General features: G+C 63.1%; 13 protein-coding genes and 1 tRNA gene. 8 read left to right on the top strand and 6 right to left on the bottom strand.

Translation table 11 applies throughout. The features are described 5' to 3' along the window. Nucleotides 1-89: 89 nt before the first annotated feature. Complete coding sequence (locus IQ25_RS07705; protein ID WP_246415704.1) at nucleotides 90-2075, bottom strand: peptide MFS transporter; 1986 nt, start codon at nucleotides 2073-2075, stop codon at nucleotides 90-92. A gap of 217 nt (nucleotides 2076-2292) precedes the next feature. Between IQ25_RS07705 and IQ25_RS07700 the strand changes: the two genes are divergently transcribed. The 7 genes from IQ25_RS07700 (at nucleotide 2293) to IQ25_RS07670 (ending at nucleotide 8292) form a co-directional block, all read left to right on the top strand. Then, entirely contained in the window at nucleotides 2293-2646 is a 354-nt protein-coding gene (locus tag IQ25_RS07700; RefSeq protein ID WP_144904467.1) for a GntR family transcriptional regulator, read from the top strand. Between the two features lie 155 nt (nucleotides 2647-2801). Next, nucleotides 2802-3083, top strand: coding sequence for an integration host factor subunit beta (locus IQ25_RS07695; RefSeq protein WP_144904464.1), 282 nt, complete (start codon nucleotides 2802-2804; stop codon nucleotides 3081-3083). 179 nt (nucleotides 3084-3262) lie between these two features. Continuing rightward, nucleotides 3263-3347: transfer RNA gene (locus IQ25_RS07690), tRNA-Leu, on the top strand. Nucleotides 3348-3606: 259 nt separating this feature from the next. After that, on the top strand, nucleotides 3607-4299 hold the full coding sequence (locus IQ25_RS07685; RefSeq protein ID WP_144904461.1) for a PilZ domain-containing protein: 693 nt from the start codon (nucleotides 3607-3609) through the stop codon (nucleotides 4297-4299). Between the two features lie 182 nt (nucleotides 4300-4481). Continuing rightward, nucleotides 4482-6080, top strand: coding sequence for an NAD(P)/FAD-dependent oxidoreductase (locus tag IQ25_RS07680; RefSeq protein WP_144904459.1), 1599 nt, complete (start codon nucleotides 4482-4484; stop codon nucleotides 6078-6080). A 20-nt stretch (nucleotides 6081-6100) separates the two neighbouring features. After that, a complete protein-coding gene (locus tag IQ25_RS07675; RefSeq protein WP_144904458.1) occupies nucleotides 6101-6514 on the top strand; it encodes a GtrA family protein in 414 nt (137 codons plus the stop codon). Further along, nucleotides 6481-8292, top strand: a complete 1812-nt coding sequence (locus IQ25_RS07670; RefSeq protein ID WP_158637708.1) for a hypothetical protein — start codon at nucleotides 6481-6483, stop codon at nucleotides 8290-8292. Before IQ25_RS07675 ends, IQ25_RS07670 begins: the two co-directional genes overlap by 34 nt. Nucleotides 8293-8618: 326 nt before the next feature. Here the strand turns inward: IQ25_RS07670 and IQ25_RS07665 are convergent, their stop codons facing one another. The 4 genes from IQ25_RS07665 to xseA form a co-directional block, all read right to left on the bottom strand. Continuing rightward, the gene (locus tag IQ25_RS07665; RefSeq protein WP_158637707.1) at nucleotides 8619-11621 is read right to left on the bottom strand and encodes a TonB-dependent receptor; all 3003 of its coding nucleotides are present in this window, start codon (nucleotides 11619-11621) and stop codon (nucleotides 8619-8621) included. Between the two features lie 462 nt (nucleotides 11622-12083). After that, nucleotides 12084-12929, bottom strand: a complete 846-nt coding sequence (locus IQ25_RS07660) for a M23 family metallopeptidase (protein ID WP_144904452.1) — start codon at nucleotides 12927-12929, stop codon at nucleotides 12084-12086. A gap of 10 nt (nucleotides 12930-12939) precedes the next feature. Further along, nucleotides 12940-13140 (bottom strand): DUF2093 domain-containing protein, encoded by a 201-nt coding sequence (locus IQ25_RS07655; RefSeq protein ID WP_144904450.1) that lies wholly within the window; start codon nucleotides 13138-13140, stop codon nucleotides 12940-12942. Nucleotides 13141-13166: 26 nt separating this feature from the next. Further along, nucleotides 13167-14645, bottom strand: a complete 1479-nt coding sequence (gene xseA, locus IQ25_RS07650; protein ID WP_144904448.1) for an exodeoxyribonuclease VII large subunit — start codon at nucleotides 14643-14645, stop codon at nucleotides 13167-13169. Here xseA and purD point away from each other — a divergent pair. After that, nucleotides 14644-15930: a phosphoribosylamine--glycine ligase gene (purD, locus tag IQ25_RS07645; protein WP_144904446.1), complete on the top strand. Its 1287-nt coding sequence runs from the start codon at nucleotides 14644-14646 to the stop codon at nucleotides 15928-15930. The two genes, xseA and purD, sit on opposite strands and share 2 nt — an antisense overlap. A gap of 110 nt (nucleotides 15931-16040) precedes the next feature. Here the strand turns inward: purD and IQ25_RS07640 are convergent, their stop codons facing one another. After that, a complete protein-coding gene (locus IQ25_RS07640; protein ID WP_181447215.1) occupies nucleotides 16041-17237 on the bottom strand; it encodes a CaiB/BaiF CoA transferase family protein in 1197 nt (398 codons plus the stop codon).

The following is a 17237-nucleotide window of genomic DNA, read 5'->3' as shown; positions in this document are numbered from 1 at the left end:
ATCGTAACAGACTTTATTACAAATTTGTAATGAAAATTACTGCCAGTCGGCCGAAACGCTTGACTACCGGTCGCGGTTCCCAAAAGTATTCAGGTAACTCCGTGCATGAGCTTTTTAAGCGGAAGCGCAGTGACCAGAAGCACAGCACCTATACCGACCGAAATCCATCCAATGGTAGTGAACACGCCGACATAGGTTTCGAGGCTGACCCTGAGATTGGTGACCTGCCCCCCGACCGTTTCCACGCTGGCAACTTGCGCAACCATGCCCGCGACATACTGGGCAACCGCGATCGAGAGGAACCACACGCCCATCATCATGCCGACGATGCGGGCCATGGAGAGCTTGGTGATCATCGACAGGCCGACAGGCGAAATGCACAGTTCTGCCATCGAATGTATCAGGTAAAGCCCGGCGAGCCAGACTAGGCCGACCTTGAACTGTGCATCGGCGAACTGCGATCCCCAGACCAGCAGCAGAAAGCCGCCGCCGACGCCCATGAGCGCAATGGCGAACTTGACGGGGATCGAAGGTTCCACGCCGCGCCGCGCCATCGCGTTCCACATCACACTGAAAACCGGTGCGAGTGCGACGATGAACAGGGCGTTGAAAATCTGCGTCTGCCCGGCGGGCATGACATAGACGTCTTCGCTTCCGAAACCCTGCGACCGCGCGTAAACCATGCCGAAGAAGCCCGCGATCATGACCACGCCGAAGCCCAAGGCCATCTTGCGCTTCGTCTCGAGTGCTTCGCCGTTGCCGAAGAACCAGGCCAGCGCCCAGCCAAGACCACCGAGCAGCAGGGCAAAGAACAGGTAATAACTGGCCGGGGTTGACCGGAACATTGCGAAGAGCGGGCGCGTCCAGGCGATCTCGAGCTGGGTATTGCGCTCGGCAAAGAGTGTGAGCGAGGAGCCGGCCTGTTCGAACAGGGTCCAGAACACGGTGTTGAAGACAATCAGCACCATGGCCGCGACCATCATCTGGAACTCGACCTTGCTGCCCGCCGCCAGCGCCCAGATCAGGATGCCGGGGATCGCGATCAGGAAGGTGCCGAACATCAGCTTGCCCATGATCGGCAGGCCGAGGAAGTAGCCGACCAGGCCCTGGCCCGCTTGCGGGGGAACATAGGCCATGAGATTGGTGAACAGGAAGAAGAACAGCGGCACGCAGATCAGAGCCGCGCCGTAGATCAGCCAGTCCTTGCGCGGATCGGCTCCGGCGGGGCGCTCGCCGTAGCCATCGAGGCGACCGCCATCGAACTGGAACAGCACCCACGAGAAGGTCATGCCGATCGCGGCAAGGCCAAAGCCCGCCCACCAGCCCACGCTCTCGGCAAGGATCGGGCAGAAGAACTGCGAGATCAGTGAGCCGAGGTTGATGCCCATGTAGAAGATGGTGAACCCGGCGTCGCGTCGCCGATCTCCCTCGGCATAGAGCGTGCCGACGATCGTCGAGATGTTGGGCTTGAAGAAGCCGTTGCCGACCGTGACGAGCGAGAGGCCTATGAGCAGGATGGCGATGTGGAACGAGGAGCGTTCGCCATCGGACTGGAAAGCCCCGGGAGCGATGCGCTTGGCTTCGGTGCCGTCGGCGGCCTTGAGCGAGACCGACTTGTCGTCGTTGCCGACGATCTCGAGCTTCTGGCCGGCCATATCGATCGAGCGCAGCTCGCTGCCGTTCGCCTCGCTGACCGTCACCTCATAGCGCTGCCCTTCGATCACGGCGTAGGGCTTGGCCGCCTCGCCGCCGAAACAGAGCATGAAATAGCCGATCGCCATCATGATCGCGCCGAACTTCACCGAGCGCTTCGAGCCGAGATAGCGGTCGGCGATCAGGCCCCCGATCAGCGGGGTGAGATAGACCAGCGCGGTGAAGCCGCCGTAGATGCCGGTGCTGGTGGTATCGTTGAACAGGAAGTGCTTGGCGAGATAGAGCGTAAGGATCGCCCGCATCCCGTAGTAGCCAAAGCGCTCCCACATTTCGGTGGTGAACAGGCGCTTGAGTTGCGCAGGATGGCCGAACCACTCGCCGGTTGCGGGGGTTCGTGCGGGATTCGTGTCGATCTGGGCCATGCGGGAGAGCGTTCTCGTCGTTATCCGGTTTCCGGAACTGGTTCTGGCATGAAGCCGCGCCACTCCCGCGCGACAGCATTTTTGCCTTAGTGGCACGATCCCGCATGGCAAGAAACTATTTTCAATCGCAACCGGATTCCTCTACGGCGTTTCAGCATCCTCGGTCGGGTACTTTCGTGCTGTTGTGCGCCTCGCTGTATTATGGCAGTGCATCACCATGACCCAGGCCAATCGTCCCGTTTATCTGCGCCTGCGCGACGAGATCTGCGCCGCGATCCTCGACGGACGCCATCCGGAAGGCGAGATGCTGCCTTCGGTGCGGGCATTCGCCGCAGAGCAGGGGGCCAACCCGTTGACCGTGGCCAAGGCCTACCAGCAGTTCCAGGACGAAGGGCTTGTCGTGGTGCAAAGGGGCGTGGGGATGTTCGTGGCGCCCGGCGCTGTAGAGGCTCTGCGCCGGCGCGAGCGCGAACGATTCCTGCACGAGGAATGGCCGATCATCGCCGCCAGGATGCAGCGCTTGGGCCTGAAACTGTCCGACCTTCATCAGGACGTTACGGAAACGGCCTGAAACGATGCATTTTTGGCCCCACTGCGTAATATGAAACGATTGTAATGCCCTTTGTGGCGTGGCAGAATGGCATCTAGCGCTCTTACGGGGGTTGGAGCGCTGGGATCGTCAAATAACTGGGGGGCGTCCGCAAGGCCGCCTGGCGGAGGGATAATATGATCAGATCGGAGCTGCTGCAGGCACTCACCAAGGAGAGCCCGGGAATGCGCAGCGAAGAAATCGAACGCGTCGTCGACGTGTTCTTCGATGAAATCGCCAAGCGGCTGGCCGAGGGCGGTCGTGTAGAACTGCGGGGCTTCGGCGCCTTCTCTACGCGAGAACGCGATGCCCGCAAGGGACGCAACCCACGCACTGGTGAAACCGTCGAAGTGCCGGGCAAGCGGGTACCCTATTTCAAGGCCGGCAAGGAAATGCGCCTGCGCCTGAATGCGGACTGACTTGCGCTGATCGAACTGCCAAGCGGTGATACGGGGCCTGCAGCTAATCGGCTGCGGGCCCTCTGCTTGCGTCTTGCCGAAAGAGTGCAGGGACGTCGGACGGCAACAATCGTTGCAGCGCGGTTTGTGCTGTGGCAGGCGCATGGCACTGTCGGCGCGCGCAAAGTCGCGCTGGCGATGCGGACGTGGCGGAATGGTAGACGCCGGGGACTTAAAATCCCTTGATCCTTGATCGTGCGGGTTCGAGTCCCGCCGTCCGCACCAATGCTGTCGTCCACGCTGCGACGTCTTTGGCGATTCTTGAGGGCAAGCAGATTTCGCCCCAATGCCAAGTCCAGCGAAGTCACGGAATGTGTCGATTAACTTACAACACTGTAAAATATTAAATTATTGCCGCAGTTTGCTTGGTAACCCGTCGGTAGGACTTACGCATTTATACTGTATCCGTCCGGGACTTGCGTGCGTCCCGGCACCTGGTCGGCAGTATGTCGACCGTTGCGAGCGCACGCAAGGGGAAACGGGCTTGGCCCAGGCAGACGACGATCAGGTGCCATCGGCGCAAGGCCGGGACGCGGAGCAGCGCGCTGCGCCGCGCTTTACCCTGCTGATCCGCGCTGCCAAGCTGATCGTCGATGGCGAGAGCGAGTTCCTCTGCGTGATCCGCGATGCCTCTGCGTCAGGCCTCAAGATCCGTCTGTTCAACGCCCTTCCGGCGCACCGGGAACTGGCGATCGAGATGAGCAACGGCGACCGCTATCCTGTCGAGCAGATCTGGAGCGAGGGCGAGTACGCGGGCTTTCGCTTTGTCGACGATGTCGACATCGAGCGCCTTCTCGACGAAAGCCATGGGACGTTTCCCAAGCGACAGGTGCGGTTGCGCATCCACCTCGACGCGATTCTCCACTCCGGTGGCGAGGCCGTGCGCGTGTCCTTCCTGGACATTTCGCAACAGGGCGCCTGCATTGAAAGCGACAAGTGGCTGCTGATGAACGAGCTGGTCCGGCTCGAGACCGGCGTCATGCAGCCGATCTATGCCAAGGTGCGGTGGCGCAGCCATCCACGCTATGGCGTGCTGTTCGAGCAGACCTTCAAGCTTGACGAACTGGCGCATCTGACCGCGTCGTTGCAGCCTTCGGACCATCCTGATGCAGCGCGCGGGGGGCGCGAAGGTTCTGGCGGTGAGAGCTTTGGTGGCGAGCGCTTCGGGCGCCGCTGAACTGCTCCGCACCTGATTCGCAGCGGGCCTTTTTCGTAGCGTTGCTTGTTTGCGGCATGCTCGCGGGCCTGATTTGCACGAGACCTTGCCCATTTCGCAAAACCGCAGGCTGGCGTTAACCATCCTTTATCCAATTTCCTTCACCTCTGCTCTTGCGAACAGCGCTTCAGACGGGGGTTTTGATGGTTAACGGGACGATTCGCGCAAATGGTGCGACGGATGCGGGCGCGAGCCGCAAGGTTGACGTTGCGATCATCGGCGCAGGGCCAGCAGGTCTGACTGCCGGTTACCTCCTGACCAAGCGCGGTTTCAGTGTTGCGATCATCGAGAAGGACCAGACCTACGTCGGCGGGATCAGCCGCACCGTGGAGCACGAAGGCTACCGCTTCGACATTGGCGGGCACCGCTTCTTTTCCAAGTCGCAGCAGGTGGTCGATCTGTGGAACGAGATCCTGCCCGACGACTTCATCCAGCGCCCGCGGATGAGCCGCATCTATTATGAGGGCAAGTTCTACTCCTATCCGTTGCGCGCGTTCGAAGCCCTGTGGAACCTTGGCCTGGTGCGCTCGACGCTGTGCATGGCAAGCTTTGCCAAGGCCAAGGCATTTCCCAACAAGAAGGTGAAGAGCTTCGAGGACTGGACCGTCAACCAGTTCGGGCAAAAGCTCTATTCGATCTTCTTCAAGACCTATACCGAGAAGGTCTGGGGCATGCCCTGTGATGAAATGAGCGCGGATTGGGCGGCGCAGCGGATCAAGGGACTTTCGCTCTGGGGCGCGGTGACCGACGGGCTCAAGCGCAGCCTCGGCCTGAACAAGCGCCCGAACGACGGGATGCAGACCAAGACCCTGCTCGAAACCTTCCGCTATCCGCGCCTCGGGCCCGGCATGATGTGGGACGCCGCGCGCGACAAGATCGTGGCCAGCGGCAAGGGCGAAGTGCTGATGGGCCATGCCTTCAAGCAGCTTGCTGCCGATGGCGAGGGCGGCTGGCGCCTGTCTGCGACCGGTCCGGAAGGCGACGTGGTGATCGAGGCAGGCCATGCCATCAGTTCAGCGCCGATGCGCGAGCTGGCAGCGCGCCTGCATCCGCTTCCGGCAACGACGATTGAGGCGAGCCGTCTCAAGTATCGCGACTTCCTGACTGTCGCACTGAAGATCCGTTCGGAGGAACTGTTCCCCGACAACTGGATCTACATCCACGACAGCAAGGTGAAGGTTGGCCGCATCCAGAACTTCCGCTCGTGGTCACCCGAAATGGTGCCTGACGAAAGCGTGGCTTGCGTCGGCCTCGAATACTTCTGCTTCGAAGGTGATGATCTGTGGGATTCGGCGGACGCGGACCTGATTGAACTCGCCACGAAGGAAATGGCGATCCTCGGGCTGGTCAGCCCTGACAAGGTGATCGGCGGCGTGGTGGTGCGTCAGGAAAAGGCCTATCCCGTCTATGACGACGAATATGCCGCCAACGTGGCCGCGATGCGGACCGAACTCGAAGCGCGCCATCCGACGCTGCACATGGTCGGCCGCAACGGCATGCACCGCTACAACAACCAGGATCACGCGATGATGACCGCGATGCTGACGGTGGAGAACATTGCCGCCGGTGCGCGCGTCTACGACACCTGGTGTGTGAACGAGGACGCCGAGTATCACGAGGCGGGCAACGAGGGTGCCGAGCAGTCCATCCCGGCACGCGCCGCGTTGAGCGAGGACCAGGCTGCAGCGCTTGCCTCGGTGCGCGACGTGCCCGAGCGGATCGCGCCTGCAAAGGCCGCCTGAACGCAAGTCTGGACCGCGAAATGACCGGGATGATCCTGCCGATGATCGACCGCCTGCGCCGTGTGTTGCTCCTGCGCTACCTGCTCGCCAGCATCGGTGCGCTGGCGGTGGACATGGGCTCGTTCCTTGCGCTGCTGGCGATGGGGACAGCACCCGTGGTCGCTTCGGCGAGCGGATACTCGCTCGGCATCGTGGCGCACTGGCTGCTGTCGAGCCGTGCGGTCTTTACCGACTCGGTCGCCGCCGAACGTGGGGCACGCACGCGGCAGAAGGCGCTGTTCGTCGGCTCGGCGCTGGTCGGGCTGGCGCTGACCACGCTGATCGTCGGCGCTGGAACCGCGCTGGGGCTTGATTCGCGGGTATCGAAACTCATTGCCATCGGTGCGAGCTTCACAGCGACATGGCTGCTCAGGAAGCGGGTCGTCTTTCAGTGATGCAGAGTGTTTCCGGCCCGCCGCCGGGAGAACGCCGCGGGAGCCTGCCGTGGACCGGCGTGATCGTGGTATGGATCGCGGTCGCAGCTCTGATGCTTCTGGCGAGCGGCGGCCGGTTGACCCCTGCAGCGTTCTCGGACGGTGACGATGCCTTGCGCCTGCAACAGGTGCGCGACCTGCTGGCTGGGCAGGGCTGGTTCGATCTGAATCAATACCGCATCGCGCCGCCCGAAGGGGTGGCGATGCACTGGACCCGCGTGGTGGACCTGCCGATCGCGGCGGTCATCCTGCTGCTGCGCCCCTTCATCGGCACTGCACTGGCCGAAATCTGCGCGATCGTGGTCGTGCCCCTCCTTAGCCTGCTGGCTGCGATGGCACTGGCCGCGCGGTTGGCGGCGCGGCAGTTCGGGCGGAACGTTGGCATCGTGGCGGCCGTGCTGGTGACCGCCGCCGTGCCCGCATCGTTCCGGATGATGCCGCTGCGCATCGATCACCATGCCTGGCAGTTCGTGCTCGCGCTGGTCGCGCTCAACGGCATGGCTGCGCGGGTGCCGAAGAGCGGCGGGGCAGTGGCGGGCCTGGCGCTGGCGCTGGCGCTGTCGATATCGCTCGAATCCCTGCCGCTGACGGTGATCTTCGCGGCAGTCTGTACGCTGCGCCTGCTGCGCGGGCAGGGCGAATGGCTGGTCTCGTACATGGCGAGCCTTGCCCTCGGCAGCATGGCGCTTTTCCTTGCTACCCGGGGCCTGAGCGATCTTGGACAGCATTGCGATGCGCTTTCGCCGGTGCACGTGGCCGTGCTGGTGTGGACCGGGACAGGGTGCGCCCTGATCCTGCCGCGCCTGCGCAACCGCCCGCCGATGCTGAGCCTTGCGACGCTCGCTGTGCTAGGGCTTGGCGCACTCGCTATTGCCGGTCTTGCAGCGCCACAGTGCGTTTCAGGCGATGCTTTTGCCGAGCTCGATCCACTTGTGCGCAAGGTCTGGCTGGGGTCTGTGCGCGAAGGTTTGCCGGTGTGGCGGCAGGGGCTGGTGCTCGGCGGGACCATGGTGCTGGTGCCGCTGATCGGTCTGGTTGCGTGCTGGCGATTGTGGCGCGACAGCCACGATGCTGCAACGCGTGACTGGTGGCTGGACATGGGCCTGCTGCTGGCCGGTGCCACGCTGGTGGGATGGATGGTGGCGCGCGCCTCAGGCGTCGCCTGCCTGTTTGCGGCCGTGCCTGCGGCTTGGCAGCTTGAGGACATGTTCGTGCGCTGGCAGGCCGATCGCCTGCTGTGGCGACGCCTGGCCCGCGTGGGCGCAATGATCGCGTTGCTCCTGCCGGGCGGCGTCATCGGCATGGCGCAGGCCATCATTGCGCCGCCTGAACACACCGCTCGCGCATCGACACAGGCCTGCGATTTTCCCGCGCTGATTCCGGCCATGGCGGCCATGCCGCCCGCAACCGTGCTTGCCGGGCTGGACATCGGGCCGACGCTGCTGGTGACGACCGGGCACACCGTAATTGCCACCGCCCACCACCGCGCGAGCGCCGCAATGCGCGACGAACTCGTCGCCTTCCTCGGCCCGGACGTGGGTGCGCGGGCGGTGATGGCCAAGCGCGGAGCGACGCTGGTGGCGATCTGCGCTGCGGGAAGCGAATCCCGCGTCTATGCGAAGATCGCTCCGGACGGCTTCATGGCGCATCTCATAGCGGGCAAGGCGCCTGCCTGGCTGGAACCCGTGGCGGTTCCGGCGCAGAGCGGGGTCAAGGTGTGGCGGTTGCGGGCGCGGTGAAGACTGCCGCGGTCGGATGACATCGGGCTGATTTGCTACGTCTGGACTGTGAGTTCGCCTCTATGGAAGCGATGCCGTGCGGGCTGGTCGGCGTTTGTGCCTTGTCTCCCCTCTGCGGAGGGCGAGTCGGAGGGATCGCAGCGAAACCGTTCACTTGGAAATCCAGACGGACCGACATGAGGCTCAAGGCCTGATCTAACGCTCTTGAGAACATTCAAGATGAGGCAGGACTGCGGGCAGGCTCGCGTGAGGCCGATAGCTGAATAGAAAAGGGGCGGTTCCGAAGAACCGCCCCTGATTCTTGATCAATGCCTTGCGGCGAAGGATCAGAAGTTGGCCGAGACGCCGAAACGGAAGAACCGCGGGGTCTGGTAGCCGGTAACCTTGCGATAGTTCGGGTTGATCGATGTAACAGTATCAAGATCGCCGAACTCGTTGAAGTCGAGTTTGCTCTTGAAATTGAAGACGTTGAAGACGTCGGCGCGTAGCGTGATGCCGCCTGCGATCGATTCCATAGGGATCGTGTAGGCGATGCTCATGTCGACGCGCTTGTTCCAGTCACTATCAAACACTGTACCGCGGCCAACAGGCTGCCCCACTGTGCCATCGATATTGCCGGCGTTGATTTGCGAATCGCAATACCAAGAAGCTGCGGAAGTGCCCGTCGCCCGAAGGTCACCCTTCGGATAGGTGCCGATGCAGCCGAATTTACGTGGCGACTGGAGCAGGGCGTTGAACCCGAGGTTCAGACGATCGGTCGGCTTCCAGTTGCCAAACACCTTGAAGGTGTGTTCGCGATGGTTCGGCAGGAAGCCGTAGGAACCGTCTACCCAGCCGAGTTCGTCGAAGTCCTGCGTCAGGCCGGTGTCGTCCTGACCATTGTCCGACTTCACGCCGCCTTCGTAGTTGCCGCGCGAACGCGACCAAACGTAGCTGGCGGTAAGGCCCCAACCGTTTTCGAACGGCCTCTCCCACTTCAGTTCAGCGGCCCAATAGGTGCGCTTTGCCTTCGGCAGTCCGATGAACGAAGCCGGGATAGTTACTTCGTGCAAAGCACCAGCGGCGTCTGCAACGTTGATGACTAGGTCTTTGCCCGGATTCATCAGCACGTAACCGCCGCTGCCGATAGTCGGAACGGTGGTCGAATTGCACCAAGCTTGGCTCTGGTTTGCACAGAAGGCCTTGATGATAGATCCATAATAGGTGCTTGGCGAAGTGGGGTCGCCACTGCCGTCAAAATCGACGTCTTCGAGCACCGCGCCGAGCTTGCGGTACGTGAAGTTGACCGAGACCTTCATGCGGTTCGGGAAGTTGTATTCACCGCCGACGATAAATTCGTCTAGGTATTGCGGCTTGAGGTTCTTCGACACCAGTGTCGTCGGATCGGCAACGCCTCCCGGTGAGAGCACTTCGGCCAGAACCTTGGTGCCGAGCGTGGGGGAGGTCAGGCTACCTGTGTACGCCCCGCCAGCCCCTGTCGGAAGCGTGTACCAGTCCTGCAAGAACGTTTCGGAACCGGCGAGACGGATGTTGGTGTTAGCGGCCACCGGCAGGTAGTAGCGGCCATAGAACGCCGAGATACGGGCGGTCTTGTCCCCAGTCGGGTCGAAGTTGATGCCCAGGCGCGGAGCCCACTGGTTCTTGAGCGAGGTGAAAGGCGCGCCGAGGCCATCCTTGTTAACGAACTTGTCATTGCGCACACCGATCGACAGGTTGACGCGGTCGGTAACGTCCCAGTCGTCCTGGATGTAGAAAGCGGTGTTTTCGGACTTGAAGCTGCCGCCCGAGTTTAGCGTGCGAACGCGGACATAGTCGGTGTTCGGCGCGATCCGGCCACTCAGAGCGCCACCGGCACCCGAACGGTAGTAGCGGTAGTATACGCCGCCCGAGTAGATCGTGGCGTTGTCAGCCTGCAGCTTTTCAAGGTCCCAACCGGCGCGCAGGTGGTGTTCGCCCAGCAACGAGAAGTTGAGGTCGGCGTCAATGCGGTAGTTGGTACGCTGGTCACGACCGGTATCGATCACACCGGCCGGATTGCCGGAGATAAGCTTGAGACCGTCTTCCGGCACGCGACCATCGAGCACGTACGGGTTAGCATCATCCGCGCCAGCCGAGGTCTGGTTGAACTTCGACTTGCCGTACAGAGCCGAAAGAGTGAACCAATCGGTGAAGGCACCGGTGTACTTGACGATGTAGTTCGAACCGCCCGAGAAGTTAGTGGTCGGAGAGCCGTTGAACTTGACTTTCTCGTCCTGCGAATCGTTGAAGTACGTGCCTTCGACGCGGTGACCGTCAAACAGGTTGAGGTCGAGCTTGCCGCCGTAGAAAGGCTTGTTGTTCACGCGGGTCGTTGTATCGCCGAACGCATCGGTGTCGCTCTGGGTATAATGGCGCGGGTTGAAGAAACCGAAGAAGAACAGGCGATCCTTGATCACCGGACCAGAGGCCCAGATGTTGCCTTCAATGACTTCGCGCTTATCAAGCTTGTTGTTCTGCGAGTAAGTGTTCGGTGCCTGTTCGTAACCCCATTCCGGCTGGTAGTAGACGTTGAACCCGCCGTGGAAGGTGTTAGAGCCCGAACGGGTCAGCGCGATGACCGCGCCGCCGGTGTTGCGGCCGAATTCTGCCTGGTAGCCGCCGGTCTTGACCTGGACCTGATCGTAGAATTCGAACGGCACGGTGGTTCCGCCCACAAAGGTGCGGAAGTTCGTGATGTTCATGCCGTTGATGTAGTAGACATTTTCGGCAACCGACGAACCGGCGATCGAAACGCCACCGAATGCCGAGTCACCCGAGGTGACCTGCGGGGTGAGGAGCTGGATGGCTTCGATCGAACGGCCGACCGGAACAGTCTCGGCAACCTTCTGGACGTCGAACACGATGCCGGTGGCAGTGCCCGAGAAGTCCACCTTGCGAACCGGCGCGCCACGGACGACGATTTCGCCGGTGGTCGGCGCTTCGCTCGAAACGGTGAAGTCAAAGTTGTTGCCGCCGAGGCCGACCGACACGTTCTCGCTGCGGGTCGTGGTGTAGCCGTCAGCCATCACGGTCACGTTGTAGGTGCCGACCTGCACGCCCGGCAGCGTGAACGTGCCGTTGCCCGAAGTGGTGGTGGTGCGGGTGAAGCCACGGTCAACCGACGTTACTTCGACGCGGGCGCCCGAGATCGGCTTGCCCGAGTCGTCAACGACAGTACCCGAAAGGCTTGCGGCAGTAACGTCCTGCGCCATGGCAGGCGCAACGAAGGCGGCCGAGCCGGCGAAACCGGCGACGACCAGCGCCAATGGCGCGGCGCTCGCACGGAGCGCAGAGAAGGTTTTGATGTTCACGTTTCCAGTCCCTTTTGTCCTGTAGCCCACGGGCCGGTGAGGCTGTCGCAGGCACTTTCCCGTTTCACCAAACCTTGGCGATGTGCTGGCGCGCATCGCGTTTGGCCCCCTGGTTGACGGGCAAGATGGCTCTGTGTGGCTGAAATGTGTCGGGCCATCAAAACACGATTGTAAGTTGTGAAATGAATTCGAAGCATGTGTAGCGAAAGTGCCACACCGCCTTTGGGGCATGCACATAGGGCCCGGATTCCCTACACTTACATGTGATGCACGGAAATTACAGTTACCTTCGGTGGACTTGCCATTAATTTCAACGGCGACCGTTTCCGTTGAAACAACTGCCTATTTTACGTCCTAAACGGGTTGCAGGAGATACCGGAATCGCGGTGGGCGCGAATGTCGGGAGCGAGGTTGGTCGCAAACTGTGTAACGCCGCGCCGAGTTCCGCAGGGTTATCGCGAGTCAGGAAGCAGGGGCGATCAGCAGCAAGGGGTCGATGCGGCTCTCTCGCCATTTCACTGACCAGTGCAGATGTGGCCCGGTGGCACGGCCGCTGCTACCGATTCGTCCGATCGGATCGCCCTGCCGCACGTTCTGGCCTTCGCTTACCAGGAGTTCCGAGGCGTGCAGGAAGGCGCTGTTCAGGCCCATGCCGTGATCGAGCATGAGCAGGCGGCCCTCGAGGCTGAACGGCGTCTGCGCTGCGAGGATGACCACGCCGTCGGCAGGCGCCACATAAGTGGTGCCAGCACCGCCTGCGATGTCGAGGCCGGAGTGGTAGGCGGCAGGTTCACCCTTGTAGATGCGTTGTGCGCCGAAGAAGCCCGAGAAGCGGCCAGGGGCAGGGCGGACGAAGCTTTGTCGCCAGCCTGTTGCGCCAGTGTCGAGCGCACGGGCTGCCGAGATGCGGGTGAGTTCGGCGCGGCGCAGGCGCAGGTAGTTCTCGTCGGTCACGCCGCCGGGTTTGCGCGCCACGTTGATGTGTTCGATCCGCCACGCGCGCGGGGCGATGGCGATGTCACGCACGAATGCACTTCCGCCAGGCGGCGAGACGGTGATCCGCGCCAACGGGTCAGCGTCCCTGTCAAAGGCGAGAAGGAAGGCCCCGTCGGATGCAAAGTCTACGGTCTTGCCATCGAGCATCAGCGCGGTTGAGCCGGGTTGGACCCGGCCTCGCAACCATCCGCCTTGCGTTGCTCTGCCGCCCGGTTCGATCGTCAGCGCGGCCTGGGGGGAATTTCCGCCCAAGGCCATGCCTGCCAGTGTGGCGGCGGACCCGGTGAGGAAGGCGCGCCGCTGCAGGATCATCGGCAGAACCTCACCCTTCGAGGTGGCGGCGAGTGGAGATTTCGGCGGTGGCGTAGGCTTCCTGCCGCTGCGCACACCAGTAGCGCAGGGCATCGAGCGGAATCTTCTCGCCCGAGACCGCGCAGATCACGTGGTCACCGCCCGAGAGCTGGCGGAAGGAGCCGGAAAGGTAGTGCAGGCGCGCGAGGCGGCCGGATTGGGACATCAGCATGAGGGCAATGTAGTCGCTCGCGCGCTTCAGAACAATTCCTGCTGCGTGCCGGGTGTCGCAGGGGGGCGCGGTTTGGACGCAGGACGCGGCTGTGACGCTGCTTCGCTCGTGCTGACGTCGAGCGTGCCATCGGCAAACTTGAGCGTGAGGGCGGCGCGCTGTGCAGCCGTGGCCCTGTCCTTGACGAGGTCGCCGTTGCGGTCGGTCACCAGCACGTAGCCGCGTTCGAGCGGGGCTTCGGGATTGAGCGATTTGCGCAGGCGATCGAGCGCATCGACCTTGCCGCGCGCATGTTCGATGCGTTGGAGCAGGACTTCTGGGCGCAGGCGGCGGGCGGCAAGGCGCTCGGCTTCGCGCTCGACGCGGGCGGTGAGCAGGGCAGGACGCAGCGCTCCGGCGTGGCGGGCGAGGAGCGATCCGGCGATCTCGGTGCGATGGAGCAGGGCGCGGCGCAGGCGCTCGGCCAGATCATCGACGCGCTGGGCCTGTCCCTGCAGCAGCGCTTGTGGCTGGGGCAGGCGCTGGCTGCGCGCTTCGAGGCGCTCCTTCGATTGAGCGAGCTGGCGGGCGAGCGCGCGACGCTGGCGGGCGTTGAGATCGGCGACGAAGGCGGCAAGCTCGGCCTGCACCGGCACGGCGAGCTCGGCGGCGGCCGTGGGGGTTGGCGCGCGCAGGTCTGCCGCGAAATCGCATAGCGTCGTGTCGGTCTCGTGGCCCACGGCGCTGATGATCGGGATGGTGCAGTCAGCGACGGCGCGGACGACCTCTTCTTCGTTGAAGCACCACAGGTCTTCGATCGAGCCACCGCCGCGTGCGACGATCACGAGATCTGGGCGCGGGATCGGTCCACCTTCGGGCAGGGCGGAGAAGCCCCGCACCGCATTGGCGATCTGCGCGCCCGCGCCCTGGCCCTGCACCAGCACCGGCCAGACGACGACGCGGGTGGGGAAGCGGTCGGACAGGCGGTGGAGGATGTCGCGGATGACAGCGCCCGTGGGCGAGGTGACAACACCGATCACGCGGGGCAGGAAGGGCAGGGGCTTCTTGTGCGCAGGATCGAACAGACCCTCGGACTCGAGCCGCGCCTTGAGCTTGGCGAGCAGGGCGAGCAGCGCGCCTTCGCCAGCAATTTCCATGCGGTCGATCACGATCTGGTAGTTCGAGCGACCGGGATAGGTGGTCAGCTTGCCCGTGGCGATGACCTCGACGCCGTCCTCGGGCCGGAAGTTCAGGCGCTGCACATTGCCGCGCCACATCACGCCATCAAGCCGCGCGCTCTCGTCCTTGAGGCTGACATAGAGGTGGCCGGAGGCCGCGCGCTTCACGCCCGAAAGCTCGCCGCGCACGCGCACGAAGCCGAACCGGTCCTCGACCGTGCGCTTCAGAAGCGCGGAAATCTCGGAGATCGACAGGGCCGGAGCGTTGTCGCCAGCCGATTCCCTCGCTAGGAGCCCGCCCGAGCCATTTGTATCGTCGTCGTCATAGGGCGCGGAAGGGAATGCCATGAATATCCTGCTGTTGGGATCGGGTGGGCGCGAACATGCCCTCAGCTGGAAACTGGCCCAATCGCCGCTGGCGGGCAAGCTCTATGCGGCAACTGGCAACCCCGGTATCGCGCAACATGCCGATGTGGTGGCGCTGGACCTGACCGACCATGCCGCCGTAGTGACGTTCTGCGAGACGCACCGCATCGGCCTTGTTGTGGTCGGCCCGGAAGCCCCGCTGGTGGACGGCCTGACAGATTCGCTGCGCGCAGCAGGCTTTTCGGTGTTCGGGCCGAGCCGTGTGGCGGCGCAACTTGAGGGTTCGAAGGGTTTCACCAAGGACCTTTGCGCACGGGCTGACATTCCGACGGCAGGTTATGTGCGCACGAAGTCGCTGGAAGAAGCGCGTGCAGCCCTGAAGGATTTCGGCGCACCGGTGGTGATCAAGGCTGATGGACTCGCGGCGGGCAAGGGTGTGGTCGTGGCGATGACCATGGCCGAGGCCGAGGCTGCGGTCGAAGACATGTTCGATGGCGCATTCGGCTCTGCCGGGGCCGAAGTCGTCATCGAGGAATTCATGACCGGCGAGGAAGCCAGCTTCTTCGCGCTGACCGACGGCGCGACGATCTTGCCGTTCGGTTCCGCCCAGGATCACAAGCGCGTGGGCGATGGCGATACAGGCCCCAATACCGGCGGCATGGGTGCCTACAGCCCGGCGCGGGTGCTGACGCCCGAGCTCGAAGCGCAAGTGCTCTCGCGGATCATCGCGCCGACGGTGAAGACCATGGCTGACGAAGGCATGCCCTATTCCGGCGTGCTCTATGCCGGGCTCATGCTCACCGAGCATGGGCCGAAGCTGATCGAGTACAACGCGCGCTTCGGGGATCCCGAGTGCCAAGTGCTGATGATGCGACTGGAAAGCGATCTCGTCGAACTGCTGCTGGCCTGTGCCGACAACAAGCTCTCGAGCATCGCCAGCCCGCGCTTTTCGAACGAGGTGGCGATGACTGTCGTCATGGCGGCGGAAGGCTATCCCGGAACGCCGAAGAAGGGCGGGCGGATTGATCAGATTCCGGCAGCCGAAACGAACGGAGCGAAGGTGTTCCACGCAGGAACCTCACTTTCGGCCGATGGCGTGCTTTCGGCCAATGGCGGGCGCGTTCTCAACGTGACGGCCAAGGGGCCGAGCGTGAAGGCAGCGCGCGACGCGGCCTATGCGGCGGTCGATGCGATCAGCTTTCCGGAAGGCTTCTGCCGTCGCGACATCGGCTGGCGCGAGATCGAGCGGGAAGAATCGGGGGACTGAAAGTTGGTTGGCGCTGCGTGTCTGTAGCGCCCTTGTTCGCCTGTCGGCGAATGCCCACCCCTAACCCCTCCTGCCTGCGGGAGGGTTGTGGGTGGGCCAGCGGCAGTTGTTCAGATCACTCCGTTTGCAGCCATCTGCGCCAGATCCGCTTCGCCAAGGCCCAGCAACTCGCCGTAAACCTCGGCATTGTGCTGCCCGACCCTGGACGGGGCGGCGCGTCGCACGGTGCCCGGGGTGGCGGACAACTTGGGGAAGCTCGACTGCATCTTGAGCGGACCGAAACGCTCGGTTTCAACCTCGATGATCGCCTCGCGCGCCTGAAAGTGCGGGTCGGCCAGCATGTCGGGCGCGCGATAGACGCGGCCTGCGGGTATCGAATGTTCGATCATCAGCGCGTCGACTTCGTCAACCGTCAGGGTGCGGGTCCACTGGTTGATCAGTTCATCAAGCTCGTCCTGGTTCTCGCCGCGGGCAAGGTGCGTGGCATAGCGCGGATCGTCGCCGAGTTCGGGGCGGCCCATGGCACTGGCGAGCCGCTTCCAGAGCGAGTCCTTGTTGGCCCCGATCATGAATTCGCCGTCCCTGCATGAGTAGACGTTGGATGGCGCAATGCCCTTGAGGACGGAGCCTGAGCGTTCGCGGATCAGGCCCATCCGGTCATATTCGGGCACCAGCCCTTCCATCACCTGCAGCACGGATTCATAGAGCGCGGCGTCGATCACCTGTCCCCGCCCGGTCTGCGCGCGTTCGTGCAGCGCGGCGAGAACGCCCATGCAGCCATAGGTTGCGGTGAGCGTATCGCCGATGGAGACGCCCATGCGGCTTGGCGCGCGGTCAGGCTCGCCGACGATGTAGCGCCATCCGCCCATGGCCTCGCCAATTCCGCCAAAGCCTGCACGGTCCGAATAGGGGCCGGTCTGGCCGTAGCCTGACATGCGCGCGATGATCAGGTCGGGCTTTTCGGCAAGGAGAACGTCTGGGCCGAGTCCCCACTTCTCCATCGTACCGGGCTTGAAGTTTTCAATCACCACATCAGCGTGGGCGATCAGCTTCTTCACCAGCGCCTGACCTTCAGGAACGCGCAAGTTGGCACTGACCGAGCGCTTGTTGCGCGCGATGACTTCCCACTGGACTTTCTCGGACCCCTGCCCCCACTCGCGCATGGGATCGCCAGTCACGGGCGGTTCGACCTTGATCACGTCTGCGCCCATGTCGCCCAGCAGCTGGCCGCAGAACGGGCCAGCAAGCAACTGTCCGAGTTCCACGACACGAATATTTCTCAGAGCGCCGGGATTTTCAGATGCCAT

It is taken from the genome of Novosphingobium taihuense, assembly GCF_007830315.1.
Lineage (GTDB): Bacteria > Pseudomonadota > Alphaproteobacteria > Sphingomonadales > Sphingomonadaceae > Novosphingobium > Novosphingobium taihuense.
Note: the sequence above shows the minus strand (reverse complement) of the source record. Positions and strands in the feature narration are given on the sequence as shown.

Excerpts from the sequence above, each read along its gene's own strand:
- IQ25_RS07705 (WP_246415704.1), bottom strand. The coding sequence starts at position 2,075 with ATGGCCCAGATCGACACGAATCCCGCACGAACCCCCGCAACCGGCGAG.
- IQ25_RS07700 (WP_144904467.1), top strand. The coding sequence starts at position 2,293 with ATGACCCAGGCCAATCGTCCCGTTTATCTGCGCCTGCGCGACGAGATC.
- IQ25_RS07695 (WP_144904464.1), top strand. The coding sequence starts at position 2,802 with ATGATCAGATCGGAGCTGCTGCAGGCACTCACCAAGGAGAGCCCGGGA.
- IQ25_RS07680 (WP_144904459.1), top strand. The coding sequence starts at position 4,482 with ATGGTTAACGGGACGATTCGCGCAAATGGTGCGACGGATGCGGGCGCG.
- IQ25_RS07675 (WP_144904458.1), top strand. The coding sequence starts at position 6,101 with ATGACCGGGATGATCCTGCCGATGATCGACCGCCTGCGCCGTGTGTTG.
- IQ25_RS07670 (WP_158637708.1), top strand. The coding sequence starts at position 6,481 with ATGGCTGCTCAGGAAGCGGGTCGTCTTTCAGTGATGCAGAGTGTTTCC.
- IQ25_RS07660 (WP_144904452.1), bottom strand. The coding sequence starts at position 12,929 with ATGATCCTGCAGCGGCGCGCCTTCCTCACCGGGTCCGCCGCCACACTG.
- IQ25_RS07655 (WP_144904450.1), bottom strand. The coding sequence starts at position 13,140 with ATGCTGATGTCCCAATCCGGCCGCCTCGCGCGCCTGCACTACCTTTCC.
- purD (WP_144904446.1), top strand. The coding sequence starts at position 14,644 with ATGAATATCCTGCTGTTGGGATCGGGTGGGCGCGAACATGCCCTCAGC.
- xseA (WP_144904448.1), bottom strand. The coding sequence starts at position 14,645 with ATGGCATTCCCTTCCGCGCCCTATGACGACGACGATACAAATGGCTCG.
- IQ25_RS07640 (WP_181447215.1), bottom strand. The coding sequence starts at position 17,237 with ATGGCATCTGAAAATCCCGGCGCTCTGAGAAATATTCGTGTCGTGGAA.